This window comes from Nitratidesulfovibrio termitidis HI1, assembly GCF_000504305.1.
Taxonomy (GTDB): Bacteria; Desulfobacterota; Desulfovibrionia; order Desulfovibrionales; family Desulfovibrionaceae; genus Cupidesulfovibrio; species Cupidesulfovibrio termitidis.
Map to the genome: position 1 here is coordinate 3,032,164 of NZ_KI632512.1, position 11,776 is coordinate 3,043,939.

At 67.7% G+C, this 11,776-nt stretch carries 11 protein-coding genes; 5 read left to right on the forward strand and 6 right to left on the reverse strand.

The features are described from left to right. Positions 1 to 354: 354 nt before the first annotated feature. The 4 genes from DESTE_RS12215 (at position 355) to moaC (ending at position 6,890) form a co-directional block, all read left to right on the forward strand. The gene (locus DESTE_RS12215; protein WP_245590836.1) at positions 355 to 2,067 is read left to right on the forward strand and encodes a TolC family protein; all 1,713 of its coding nucleotides are present in this window, start codon (positions 355 to 357) and stop codon (positions 2,065 to 2,067) included. Beyond that, positions 2,045 to 2,986, forward strand: coding sequence for a phosphate/phosphite/phosphonate ABC transporter substrate-binding protein (locus DESTE_RS12220; protein WP_035067929.1), 942 nt, complete (start codon positions 2,045 to 2,047; stop codon positions 2,984 to 2,986). The genes DESTE_RS12215 and DESTE_RS12220 overlap by 23 nt, the downstream gene beginning before the upstream one ends. After that, positions 2,983 to 6,000, forward strand: coding sequence for a putative bifunctional diguanylate cyclase/phosphodiesterase (locus DESTE_RS12225; RefSeq protein ID WP_245590837.1), 3,018 nt, complete (start codon positions 2,983 to 2,985; stop codon positions 5,998 to 6,000). Before DESTE_RS12220 ends, DESTE_RS12225 begins: the two co-directional genes overlap by 4 nt. A 392-nt stretch (positions 6,001 to 6,392) precedes the next feature. Further along, positions 6,393 to 6,890 (forward strand): cyclic pyranopterin monophosphate synthase MoaC, encoded by a 498-nt coding sequence (moaC, locus tag DESTE_RS12230; RefSeq protein WP_281172073.1) that lies wholly within the window; start codon positions 6,393 to 6,395, stop codon positions 6,888 to 6,890. A 45-nt stretch (positions 6,891 to 6,935) separates the two neighbouring features. Here moaC and DESTE_RS12235 read toward each other — a convergent pair whose 3' ends face one another. From DESTE_RS12235 to hisH, 6 genes are all read right to left on the reverse strand, one after another. Continuing rightward, positions 6,936 to 7,256 carry a helix-turn-helix domain-containing protein gene (locus tag DESTE_RS12235; RefSeq protein WP_035067933.1) on the reverse strand — a complete coding sequence of 107 codons (321 nt, stop codon included), beginning with the start codon at positions 7,254 to 7,256 and terminating at the stop codon, positions 6,936 to 6,938. Positions 7,257 to 7,259: 3 nt separating this feature from the next. Then, positions 7,260 to 7,634, reverse strand: a complete 375-nt coding sequence (locus DESTE_RS12240; RefSeq protein WP_035070288.1) for a type II toxin-antitoxin system RelE/ParE family toxin — start codon at positions 7,632 to 7,634, stop codon at positions 7,260 to 7,262. A gap of 224 nt (positions 7,635 to 7,858) precedes the next feature. Continuing rightward, the gene (locus DESTE_RS12245; protein WP_035067935.1) at positions 7,859 to 8,536 is read right to left on the reverse strand and encodes an RraA family protein; all 678 of its coding nucleotides are present in this window, start codon (positions 8,534 to 8,536) and stop codon (positions 7,859 to 7,861) included. Between the two features lie 223 nt (positions 8,537 to 8,759). Further along, positions 8,760 to 9,785, reverse strand: a complete 1,026-nt coding sequence (locus DESTE_RS12250) for an alpha/beta hydrolase (RefSeq protein ID WP_035067937.1) — start codon at positions 9,783 to 9,785, stop codon at positions 8,760 to 8,762. A gap of 176 nt (positions 9,786 to 9,961) precedes the next feature. Beyond that, entirely contained in the window at positions 9,962 to 10,741 is a 780-nt protein-coding gene (hisF, locus tag DESTE_RS12255; RefSeq protein WP_035067939.1) for an imidazole glycerol phosphate synthase subunit HisF, read from the reverse strand. After that, entirely contained in the window at positions 10,734 to 11,372 is a 639-nt protein-coding gene (gene hisH, locus DESTE_RS12260; RefSeq protein ID WP_035067941.1) for an imidazole glycerol phosphate synthase subunit HisH, read from the reverse strand. The genes hisF and hisH overlap by 8 nt, the downstream gene beginning before the upstream one ends. On the opposite strand from hisH, the gene DESTE_RS18035 reads away from it, so the two are divergent. Then, positions 11,371 to 11,691 (forward strand): hypothetical protein, encoded by a 321-nt coding sequence (locus tag DESTE_RS18035; protein ID WP_156925347.1) that lies wholly within the window; start codon positions 11,371 to 11,373, stop codon positions 11,689 to 11,691. The two genes, hisH and DESTE_RS18035, sit on opposite strands and share 2 nt — an antisense overlap. The last annotated feature ends 85 nt before the right edge of the window (positions 11,692 to 11,776 follow it).

Here is an 11,776-nt window from a genome sequence, read left to right on the forward strand (position 1 = left end):
AGACCCTTTTCCACGACATGTTTCGCCCGCCCCCGGTGTTGCGCCGGGGGCGGGCGTCGTTTCGGGTGGGGGAGGTTGCTCGCGATGCCGGTTGATTGCCCATACATCTGTGGGGGGTTTACCTACCTTTTAATGGGGGATCACCCATAAAACCCCCATAAGCCCCTCCCGGAATCTTGACGGCCCGCAACGGACCGTGTCACTACTCAACCAGCCGGAACGTACGGTATCCGTATGGTTGGGACGCAGGCACATGCCCTGCGGCCCCCAGGGTTCCCGTGCCGGTATGGCGCGGCCGCCGGAGTGCCATGCCCGCCCGTCCCCCCATTCGTGCCCGCAAGGAAGCATTCCGACATGAATTTCGTCCAGCCGTTCCCGCGCCACGCCCGAAGCCGCATCCCCGGCAAGGGTGAGGCACAGGCGCGGTGCGGGGGGCACGGCTTCGGGCTGGCAGGCCCCGGTTCCGGTCACGGTCACGGTCACGGTCACGGCCCCGGTCCCGGCATGACTGCGCGGCATGGGCTGCCCGCCATGCCGGTTCTGGCCAGACAGGCCGCTTCGCAGGGCGTGGGCCTGCTGGCTGCGGCGCTGTTTCTGGCGGCATTGTCGTGCCTTGCCGTTCTTGACGCGACTCCCGCGTTTGCGGGTGGTGCGGGTGGTGTGCCGTGCGCTTCGCCGCAGTTGCCCGCTCCGCAATCCACGCCGTCGCCCTCCCATCCCCTGGACCTTGCGCAATGCATCGCCCTGGCCCTGCGCAACAACGCGGGGCCCGCCGCCGCGCGCGAGGGGTTGGCCATTGCGGAAGCCCAGCACCGCCAGGCCCTCTCGGCCTACTGGCCGCAGCTCACCGCGTCCTCCACCCAGACCCGGCTCGATCGCGACCCCGTTTTCGTCTATCCGCAAGACTCCTTCGACTATACCGTGGACATGGGCGGTGGCCCCATGACCATGCGCACCACCGTGCCCGAACGGCGCATCCGACTTGCCGACCGCGACATCGGTGAATTCCGGGCCGATCTCGGCCTGCTGCTCTACGACGGCGGCCGCCGCGAGGCCCGCGTGCGCGAAGCCGTGGCCGGGCACGATGCCGCCGCCGGAGAGGCGCGCCTGACCAGTCTGCAACTGGTGCACGACGTGACCACCCGCTACTACGGGGTGGTTCTGGCGCGGGCGTTGCGCGACCTTGGCAGGGAAACGGTGCAGCGGCTGGAAGCCACCAGCGCCGTGGTCGAACATTTCTACAAGGGCGGCTCGCAGCGGGTGCGCAAGACCGACTGGCTGCGTGCCCAGGTGGGCGTACTGGGGATGCGTTCCCTGCTGGCCGAGCTGGATTCCAACGTGGAACTGGCCGAATCCGCCCTGGCCAACACCCTGGGCCTGCCGTGGGACGGCCAGGTGCGGGTGGCGGACACGGAACTGCCCGCCACGCCCGACCCCGGCGACCTGGATGGCTCCGTGGCCGACGCCTACCGCCTGAATCTGGACCTTGCCCGCTTCGACGCCGGGGTCCACGCGGCAGAGGCCCGTCTGGACGATGCCACCGGTGAATACCTGCCGGTGGTTTCGTTGTTCGGGACCCTGTCCACGGTGACCAATGCCTACGACGGCGGACTGGTGGCCGAGGGCGAACGCACCCACGGCGCGGCGGGGGTGACCGTGGAGTTGCCGCTGTTCGAAGGGTTTCGCACCCGGGCCCGGGTGGAGGAAATGCGCGCCCGACTGCGCCAGCTGGCCCACCAGCGGGTGCTGCTGCGCGAAGGCGTGGCCCTGCGCGTGAAGGATGCGGTGCTGCAAGAGCGCCGCGCTGCCCGCCAGGCGGCCATTGGTGCGCAGACCGTGGCCGTGGCCGCGGAAAGCCGTGCCCTTACCGAACGGGCCTACCGTGAAGGACTGGTGGATACGCGCGAGTTGCTGGAAACCCAGATTTACGAATCGCTGGTGCGCGCGGCGCGGCTGCGCGCCCTGTACGAGGCGCAGGCGGCTGCCGCCGCGCGCAATCTGGTGGCGGGCACGGAGATTCTCGAGCACCTGCGGGAGGTGGGCTATGGCGCCCGTGCGCTGCCCTGAGCCTTTCGCCCAGCCTGACCTGTCGTGTCGGGCCACCCGGCCCGGCAGGAAGCTGCTGCTTCTGCTGCCCCTGCTGCTGTTGCTGGGGGGCGTGGACCCCATGGTGTCCGCAACTGCCGCCCCGACGGAACTGCGCCTTGGCTACGTGGAGTATTTCCTGCCCGGCGTGGACCGCAAGGATGTGGCCCTGGCCGTGCAGTTGTGGGCGCGCCGCTACGTGGAGACGGAGCGGGGCCTTGGCGTGCACCTGTCGGCCTTCGGTTCGCGGGCCGAAATCCGCGCGGCCTTGCTGGCGGGGCAGTTGGACGTGGTGCACCTGCCCACCGTGGACTATCTGCTGCTGTCGCGCGAGATGGATCTGAAGCCTTTCGGCGTGCCGGTCACCGACGGCGAGTTCGGCGAGCGTTACGTGCTGCTGGTGGCCAAGGGCTCGGGCATCACCCGCATCGGGCAATTGCGCGGCAAGCGGCTGCTGGTGCAGGCCATGTCCCTGGGGCATGAAAGCCTGCCCGCGCGCTGGCTGGAACGGCTGTTGCGCGACCAGGGGCTGCCCCCGGCCGCCAGGCATTTCACGTCCGTGAGCTATGACGTGCAGCCTTCGCGCGTGCTGCTGCCGGTGTTCTTTGGCCAGGCGCCCGCCTGCATCGTCACCGAGCGGTCGCTGCGCACCATGTCCGAGCTGAATCCCCAGATCGAGGCACAGATGGAGCGCATTGCCGTTTCACCGCCGCTCATAGATTTCGTGATGTGCCTCGCCCCGTCGGTGGACCCTTCGCTGGCGCCGCGTTATGCGGAACTGGGACTGGGCCTTTCGGAAAACCCGTGGGGAAGGCAGATGCTGCTGTTGCTGCAACTGGACGGCATCGCACCGTTCCGGCCAGAGGCCATCGAGCCCGCGCGCCGTCTGGTGGAGCCATGAGCATGTCCCCGCCTGGTCCTTCTCCGTATGCACCGGCTGCTGTCGGCCGGTTTGCCGACGAGGGGCGCGCCCCTGGCATCGACGTGCCCGGCGGGTCTGATCCGTCCGGCCACGCCCATGTTTCCGGCTCGGCCAGGGCGACGGCGGTTCTGTCGGAATCTTCGGGGCCGCAGAAATCGCCGGACCTGGGAGACGGGTCCGGCCCGCCGCATTTCTCGCATCCAGTCCCACCGGCTCCATCGGCCCCACCGGCCCCACCGGCCTCACCGGCCTCACCGGCCTCACCGGGCCGCCCCACGCGCCGCAGCCTTGGCATCGCCTTCAAGGCGGGCGGGTTGGCCTTTGTGGCGGGGGTGGTGATCATCGCGGCCATTCTTGGCATGATCATTCCCTATCAGCAGGGCGTGCTGCGCCGGGGCATGGAATCGCAGGCCGACAAGCTGGCCTCGTCGGTGGCGGAAGTGGCCGCCAGCGCCCTGGCGGCGGAAGACTATGCGGTTCTTGTCGACCACTGCACCGGCGTGCTGCAACGGCAGCCGGGGCTGGCATACATCGTGGTCACCCGTGTGGATGGTTCGTCGCTGGTGTTCCGGCGCGGCGGCTGGAGCTTCAAGGCGGCGCCGCATGCCTTGGCGGGTACTGCCGCCCAGCCGGAGCAGCCCAGCGGCTTTCGCCGGGGGCTGCCTGCGGGCATGGCCAGTCCGGCGCCCGACTGGAGCACCCAGTGGGTGGGCGGCATGAGCGGGCAGGCTGGCGTGACTGACGGAGCGGGCGCATCGGGCGTAACGGGCGCATCGGGCGTGACTGACGGAGCGGGCGCACTGGGCGTAACGGGCGCCGCGCGGTCTTCCGCCTCTTCCCCCCCGCCTGGTTCCCCCGATACGGCAGCGGACGGGCTCCCGGAAAAACTCGCCGACGGGCCGGAAGTCTATCATCACGTCTTGCCCGTGGAGCGGGCGGGCGTTGCCATCTGCACCGTGTCCGTGGGGCTTGCCCTGGACGGCTACCGGGCGGAGCAGCGCGCCGCGTGGTGGCATATCGGCGCGCTGACGGCCACGGCCATGCTGGTGGCCCTGGCCACGGCGCTGCTGCTGTCGCGCACGGTGACCCGCACCGTGCTGCAACTGTCCGCCTGGGTGCGCTCCATTGGCCCCGGCAACATGGGCCAGCGCATCCAGATCCGCACCGGCGACGAACTGGAGGGGCTGGGCAGCGCCTTCAACGGCATGCTCGATCTGCTGGAGGCCTCGCAGCGTGAGCTGAACGAGGTCCACCGCGAACTGGAGCGCCGCGTGCGTGACCGCACCGCCCAGTTGTGCGACGCCAACGCCAAGCTGCACCTGATGGGCGAGGTGTTCACCCACGCGGTGGAGGGCATTTTCATCACCGACAGCGCGGGCATGGTGGTGGCCGTCAACCCGGCCTTCGAGCGCATTACCGGCGTGGACGCGCAGTCCATGATGGGCCGCCTGTCACCGGCCCTGGGCATGGCGCCCGTGGGCGGCACGCGCAGCGTGTGGGACGAGATGCTGGAGCACGGATCGTGGATCGGCGAGACGCGCGGCCCGCACCGCGACGGCTGGCAGATTCCGCAGTGGCTGAGCCTGGTGTCCATCCGCGACGAGGCCGGGGTGATCCTGAACTGCGTGGGGGTGTTCTCGGACATCACCGACATCAAGCAGAAGGAAGCCCAGATCACCTACCAGGCCAACCACGACGATCTGACCGGCCTGCCCAATCGCAAGCACATCTTCGAACTGCTGCGCGAAGCCATCGCCAGGGCCTCGGTGCGCGGCCAGAAGCTGGCCGTGGTGTTCATCGACATGGACGGCTTCAAGTTCATCAACGATTCGTACGACCACGCCACCGGCGACCAGTTGCTGTGCGACGTGGCCCGGCGGTTGCGCGCGGCCCTGCGCCCCGGCGACATCCTGGGGCGGCTGGGCGGCGACGAATTCGTGGCGGCGGTGGGCGGCATCAGCGACAAGGGCCATCTGGACGGCATCATGCGGCGGCTGTTCGAAACCTTTGCCGAGCCGTTCGAGTACGGCGGCATGGGCTTTTCGGTCACCGCCAGCTTCGGGGTGTCGGTGTATCCCGACGACGGCGAATCGGCCAACGAACTGCTGTCGCGCGCGGACATCGCCATGTACCGCGCGAAGGACATGGGCAAGAACGCCATTGCCGTGTTCTGCGAGGAGCAGTGCCTGGAATTCACCCGGCGCTACCGCATGGACCAGGACATCAAGGCGGCCATCGCCGGGCGCGAATTCCGGCTGGTGTACCAGCCCATCACCGACGCGCGCACCCTGCGGGTGCGCAAGGTAGAGGCGCTGCTGCGTTGGGAACGCGACGGCACGGTGGTGGCCCCGCCCTCGGTGTTCATTCCCGTGGCGGAAAGTTCCAACTCCATCCGCGAGATAACCCGGCTGGTGGTGGAAATGGCCTGCGCCCAGCACGCCGCGTGGCGGCTGGAGGGGCTGACCCTGCCGGTGGCGGTGAACATCTCGTCGCGCTGCCTGAACAGCGACGAGACCATCAGCCATATCGCCGCCTGCCTGAACGCCTACGACGTGCCCCCGGACGCGCTGGAAGTGGAGATTACCGAAACCTCGCTGATGCAGAACTACGAACGCGGCAACGCCATGCTGTGCACCCTGCGCGACCTTGGGGTGCGCGTTTCGCTGGACGACTTCGGCACCGGGTATTCGTCGTTGCAGTACCTTGCGCGCATGCCCATCCACGCCCTGAAGATAGACCGCACCTTCGTGCAGGAACTGCTGGACGAAGGCGGCAGCCTGGAAATCGTGGAGACCATCCTGGGGCTGGCCCGCAGCCTGCGCCTGGCCACGGTGGCCGAGGGCGTGGAAACGGCGGCCCAGCTTTCCGCCCTGCGCGGCATGGGCGTGGACTATCTGCAAGGCTACTGCCTTGCCCGACCCCTGCCCGCCGACGACATCCTGACCCTGTGCCGCAGGGGCATGCGGCTGGTGCCCAAGGACGTGGAGCGGTAGGTTTGGCGGGACACGTCGGGGCACGCGTATGCCCGGCTGGCCGTTCCCGATTTCCTCAGCCCTTTCCGACGGACGCCGCATTGGCGTCCGTCCTGTTTTGGGCTACAGCCAAGAAGGATGGAACCGCCAGCGCGGGGCCGCGCCAGCGCCATCCCTTTGCCCTGTTTCACGACTGGCAGGAGGTTATCCCCATGTCTTCCGATACGCCCAAAACGCCCGGTACGCCTGACGCCTTCGATAAGGACGCGCCCGCCGTCCGGCTTGACGATATGCCCGACCCCCTCGACCCCCTCGACTATGACGAGGACGGTCCGGATCTGCCCAACACCGGGTGCGGCTGCGGCTGCGGCGCGCCCTCCGCGCTGGAATGCACCGGCGGGCTGGGACATGCCGTGTCCGATTCCGACGACGCGGAGGCCGCCTTCAGCCACATGACCGAGGACGGCAGCGTGACCATGGTGGACGTGGGCGCAAAAGCCCCCACCCAGCGCACCGCCATCGTGCGGGCCGTGGTGGAGGTGAACGAAAACACCCTGGACCTGCTGAAGCGCCGCGCCCTGCCCAAGGGCGACGTGCTGACCACCGCCAAGATCGCGGGCATCATGGCTGCCAAGCGCACGGCAGAACTGATTCCCATGTGCCATCCGCTGGCCATCAGCTATGCGGACGTGCGCTTTACCGTGGTGGATGCGCCCCCCTCCATCGAACTGGAGGCGGAAGTGCGCACCACCGGCCAGACTGGTGTGGAAATGGAAGCCATGGTCGCCGCGCAGGTGGCCGGGCTGACCATCTACGACATGTGCAAGGCCGTGCAGAAGGACATCGTGCTGCGCGACTGCCGTCTGGTGTTCAAGTCCGGCGGCAAGAGCGGCACGTTTCGGGCGGGGTAGGGGCAGGACACGAGGGGATGTGGCCGGATGTGGCGCAGTGCGCTGCTACAGCATTACCGCTTCAAGCCCCTTGTGCTTGACGATGGTCAGCAGCCGCAGGGCCGGGCCGCCCGGCTTTTTCACGCCGCGTTCCCAGTCGGAGACCAGGTTTTTCGAGACGTTCAGGTAGCGGGCGAACACGGGCTGGGAAAGCCGGGCCTGTTCGCGGATGTGCCGGATTTCCTCCGGGGTGATGCCGTCCACGGGGGCAAGGCAGGAATCGTCGAAGTCCTTCATGGTGACCTTGTCGATCACGCCGTGTGCGTGAAGCGCCTCCGCCGTTTCGTGGACAGCCGCCAGCAGGTCGCTCTTGTATGTCTTTGTCATGATCTACTCCTGGCGAAGAACTTCCTGAAATGTTCCGGCCCGAACCTCGGTCTGCAGTTGTTCGTCACTCATGGACAGCAGTATCTTTGCCAGCTTCTTGAGGCTGTCGCGTTCCTTCGTCGTGATGTTTCCGCGTTTCGACTTGGGAAACCCGTAGACGAAAAATGCTCGCTCCCCCCGCCGAAAACAGAGGATAACCCGGTAGCCGCCGGATTTTCCTTCTCCCGGTCGGGCCACCCGCTGCTTGTACACACACCCGCCCAAGTCCGCGTCGAACCGCCCGGCATCCATGTCCGCCACCGCATCGTGCAGGGCCGCGCCCGTGATGGCCTGGGCATCCGCGAAGCGCGCGAACCATGTGTTCATGTATATCTTCATGCGGTCCCTGCGGATGCGTGGCAGTGCGGGCGCCATGGCCGGATAGCCAAGACATAGGTCACACCTTGTGTGACGTCAATGCGGGGGGCTTGGCGCAGTTGCCGCCTGGTGTTCATATCCGGCGGGGGGCCGGTCACGGCGGCTTCCGCCGGCTTTGTGGAGATATGAAAAGCAGAGAGGCCGCATGGGTGGCCTCTCTGCTTTCTGCGTTTTTTCTCGCGTGCCTAGTCCACGAACTCGCACCCTTGTTCTTTCAGCATCTCGTCCACCCAGGTGCGATCCCACGCGCCGTTGGCAATGGCGGCCATGACGCGCGTTTCCTTCTCGACCATGGCGCGTGTTCTTTCCAGCACTGCCGGGGCGTCGTCGGGGCGGACCACCGCGATGCCGTCGCGGTCGCCCGCTACGATGTCGCCGGGGTTCACCACCAGCCCGCCGCAGGCGATGGGAAAGTTCACCTCGCCGCCGCCATTCTTCACCGGGCCGTTGGGCGAAATGCCTGTGGCGTACACCGGAAAATCCATGGCCTCGATTTCCTCGGCATCGCGGATGCAGCCGTCAATCACAAGCCCGGCCAGGCCGCGCCGCTGCATCCAGGTGGTCATCTGGCCGCCCACGATGGAATAGAACGGCTCGTCATGGGCGTTGACCACCAGCACGTCGCCGGGCTGGGCCATGTCCATGGCCTTGTTGAACAGCAGGTTGTCGCCCACGCGCACGCGCACCGTCAGTGCGGTGCCCAGCAGGGGGGCGCGGTTCATGGGGCGGATGCGCGAATGCATGCAGGCCATGCGGTTCATGGCATCGCCGATGTTGGAAACGGGAATGGACCGAAAGGCCTCCACCAGTGCGGCGTCGGGGCGGGTGATGGTGGTGCGGACGCGGTAATAGGGGGTGGTCATGCGGGACCTCGTGCATTGTTTGCGGCGCGCGTTTCGCCCCGCCCGGCAGGGCCGGTGCGGGTGTGGCACGGCGTGGGCGGCACCGTGAGGGTTGGGAAATTTCGGGGGCGTGGCAAGGCGGCAGCCCGTCGGGTCATCAGTTTGTCAGGCAATCCGGCATCAACCCATCAGGCCGTCAAACCATCTGACCATGAGGCCATCTGGCCATGAGGCCATCGGGGCATCAGGGCGCAGTCTCCTCCAGCCGGGCGGTGATGAACCCGTCCACGGCGTCGGTATACGCGCCGGGCAGGCCCAACTGGTGGTTGATCTCTCCGTGGGTCAGCGCCTGCGGCAGCACGGGCGTTGTGCGGCCTGCGCGCGCCGTCTTTGCGGCAAAGGCCTGTGCCGCCACGCAGGGCTTGTCGGCCCGCTTGGTGGAGCACACCAGCAGCATGGGCACGGCGCTTGTCGTCCACTGCTGCTGGGGCGAGGCCTTTATCCAGTAGGACGGGTTCTTGCCGAAGGCCTCGTCGTAGAAACCAAGGTGGCGGTGCTGCATGACGGCGGGCACGTCCATGGCGGCGGAATCCAGCACCACCGTCCCCGCCACCGGGCGGTCGAGCAGGGACGGCGCGGACGACACCAGCGCCACCAGATGCGCCCCCGCCGAATGGCCCATAAGGATGATGCGCGACGGGTCCGCGCCCCAGCCGGGGGCGGCATCGGCCACGCGGCGCACGGCGGCGGCCACGTCCCCGGCCTGCTCCAGCGCCATGGCATCGGGAAGCATCCGGTAATTGATGCTTGCCAGCACGAAGCCCCTGGGCAGCCAGCGGGCCAGCTTGTTGTCCATCAGGCCGGGGTTGGCCTTGTCGCCGATCTTCCACGCGCCGCCGTGCACCATGACGATGACGGGGGCGTGCTGCGGATTGGGCGGCAGGTACACGTCCATGCTCTGGGCGGGGTGCGGGCCGTAGGATTCGGTCAGCCTGCGGCTGCCGGGCACGATGGTGGCGGGGTCCAACGGATGTTGGGGGTTGCTGCCCCTGCGGGCGGCGGCACCATCCTGGCGGTTCGTCGTGGCATTTCCCGAGGCGGTGCTGCCCGATGCGGTGTTATCGGACGCGGCCCGCTCGGCACGGCGTTCGCGCAATTTGTCGAGGATGGGGCCAGCGGTTGCGTCGGGCGCGGGGCAGGCAAGGGTCACGGTCAGCAGGGCGGCCAGCAGCAGAAGCAGGAAAGGAAAACTGGTGCGACGGGCAGGCATGGGGTGCCCTCCGGATGAAGAGCGAGGGTGTGGGGGGTATCGTCAGTGGTCGTACGGCGTCCGGTGGGTTGCCGGACGCCGTACGGTGTTGCTCTGTCTTTTGTCCAAATGAGGATTTTCGTCCGGTGGCAAGGAAAACGAGTCTGATATAGCCAACGGGCAAAATACCCGTTTGGCTACCAGACCATGCGCAGCTTGGCCCCCATGTCGGCAATCTGCCGCTTCAGGTCCGGGATGGTGTACTGCCCGTAGTGCACGATGGAGGCGATCAGCGCGGCGGTGGCGCCGCCCCTGGTTATGGCGTCGTACATGTGCGCCGGGCTGCCCGCGCCGCCGGACGCGATGACCGGGATGGTCACGGCGTCGGCGATCAGCCGGGTCAGGGTCAGCTCGTAGCCGTCCTTGGTGCCGTCCGCGTCGATGGAGTTGACGCACAGTTCGCCGGCCCCCAGCGCCTCGCAGGTTTTCGCCCACTCAATGGCGTCCATGCCCATGAACTTGCGCCCGCCGTGGATGACGATCTCGTAACCGGAGGGGATGGCGGCGGATTTTTCCACCTGCTTCACGTCCATCCCCACCACGATGGCCTGCGATCCGAAGGCCGCCGCGCCCTGGCTGATGATGTCCGGGTTCTTCACCGCGCCGGAGTTCACCGACACCTTTTCCGCCCCGGCCACCAGCACGGCCCGCATGTCTTCCACGGTGTTGATGCCGCCGCCCACCGAGAAGGGGATGAAGATTTCGGAGGCCACCCGCTCGACCACGTCGAGAAAGATGCCCCGGTCCTCGTGCGAGGCGGTGATGTCGTAGAACACGATTTCGTCCGCGCCCTGTTCGTAGTAACGGCGGGCGGTTTCCACCGGGTCGCCGATGTCCACGTTGCCCTCGAACTTCACGCCCTTGGTCAGCCTGCCGTTGCGTACGTCCAGGCAGGGGATGATGCGCTTGCTAAGCACGGCTGGCCTCCTTGCAGTAGGCGTGGAAGTTGCGCAGCAAGGCAAGGCCGGGGCGGCCGCTCTTTTCCGGGTGAAACTGCACGGCCCACAGGCCGGGTCCGCCGTGGATGGCGCAGAACTCCTCGCCGTAGGAGCAGGTGGCGATGACGTAGCTTTCCGGCGGGGCAGGGTAGTAGCTGTGCACGAAGTAGAATTCCGCCTCCGGCTCGATGCCCTTCAGCAGTTCGCAGGGGCGCTTCTGGACGATGCGGTTCCAGCCCATGTGCGGCACGCGGATGGGCCTGCCGTCCTCTTCGGTCCAGGCGGCGTTGAACAGGCGGCATTCGCCGGGCACGATGCCAAGGGCCTTGGTGTCGTTCTCCTGGCTGTAGTCCAGCATGATCTGGCAGCCCACGCAGATGCCCAGCAGCGGCTTGCCCGCCTGCACCTGGTCCTTCAGCACCTTGTCGAGGCCGGTGGTGAGCAACTCGTTCATGGCCTGTCCGGCCGCGCCCACCCCCGGAAAGATCACCCCGTGCGCCCCGGCGATGACTGCCGGGTCCGCCGTGATGACGCAGGGAATGCCCAGGTGGTCCAGCGCACGGCGCACGCTGGTCTGGTTGCCTGCCTTGTAGTCGAGGATCGCGAGCATGTTCCTGTCCCTCGTGTTGCTTGGCGGCATGGCCGCCGTCCGCGTGCAGGCCTGTTGGCACGGTGGGGATCCGGGCGGCCCTTTCCGGGGTGCCGGGATCCGCATGACAAAATTCGGAAATCATCCGCCAAGGCTGGCCGGTCTGCTGCGGGTGCGGGCGCAAAGCGGCGCTGGGCGCGCCCACGCGGGCCGCAGTGCCCGGACGCCGGGGCGTGGTGAAGGCAATGCGGTAGCATTTGCGGGCGGTGGGGCGCAAGGGGCGGCGCGCGGCGGCATGCCGTGCGGATTGTGGGGCGGGGTGCGCCTGGTGCGCGCCTAATGCTTGCCGGATGCCCGCCAGATGCGGGGCGGGAAGACGATGTCGCTTGCATCCGTTGCAGCGCGCACCTTCGTCGGGACGCACG